The 971-nt window shown below is 48.6% G+C and carries 1 pseudogene; it reads left to right on the plus strand.

Annotated features, from left to right (window positions below):
• Positions 1-204: pseudogene (locus AB1L42_RS23795) on the plus strand (DUF3644 domain-containing protein); the annotation flags it as partial.
• Positions 205-971 lie beyond the last annotated feature (767 nt).

Raw genomic sequence — 971 nt, forward strand, 5'->3', positions numbered from 1 at the left:
AAACTGCCTCTAGAGAAGCTCCAAGAACGGTATTCAGACTTCACTCAGAACAGTAAATTCTACGAGCTTAAAAAGGAATTGGAAATGGATGAGAAGCTCTGCAAAGTGCGTCTGCTCGATCCATCAAACCCCCAGAGCACTAAAAAGAAGTTCTATAGCACTAATATCCTCAAAGAATTTGACAAGCACTACACGAAGAAGTGATTAGAGCACATCTCAAAATCCGATTTTAGTTGATTGGCAATGGGGCGTGCTGTGTGTGTCGAGTAGGAACTCGCACGACAATGATCCTGTTGATGTAGCCGCGAACACAGCAGTCCAATAAGGCAGGGACCAGGACGGTCTCAAATGCTTCCCTTACGGATTCCCAGTGGGATTTTATCAAAGACTTGTTCGAAGACGACGTCTGTCTCCGCTGAGAGAGCGTCCCCGTGTTGATGCACGAGCCTGCTCGGAGGAGATTCTCTGCATCTTCAAAACAAGTTTACATTAGAGAGATTTTCCAGATCCAATACCCATGTCCTTGTACTCGTTGGCGTCCGCATCTTAATTGGACAGAAGCAAGCCTGAACGTCAAGGCTTGAGAAAGACTATTCAAGCACATGGATCGCACACAGTTGCTCAACTGGTCGCAGGCAATGGGTGACGGCAATTAAGTGAAGGCACAATTTCGCCTGCCCAAAAAAAGCGTTGACGTTAGTACAACGAAACAGGGAAACGGCACCAAGCTGATGCCCAGGGGAACCTCCATCCCGGCGTTCACGAGTTCAGCACAGTTTCCTAGAGTGTACGCAATTGAAGCACTCGATGAAGCGGGTTGCGCTGAAGTTTGGTCTGAGCCGCTGCTTTACGACTAAGCCACCGATGGAAAATCGAACGGACCATCAGCTAGTACCACAAGTGGCGACAACTCCTCATCCGCCACTAGTACCATGCTCACCTCTTCGGAGGATTCGTCCACTAGAGCCAGT

Source organism: Thalassoglobus sp. JC818 (assembly GCF_040717535.1).
GTDB lineage: Bacteria > Planctomycetota > Planctomycetia > Planctomycetales > Planctomycetaceae > Thalassoglobus.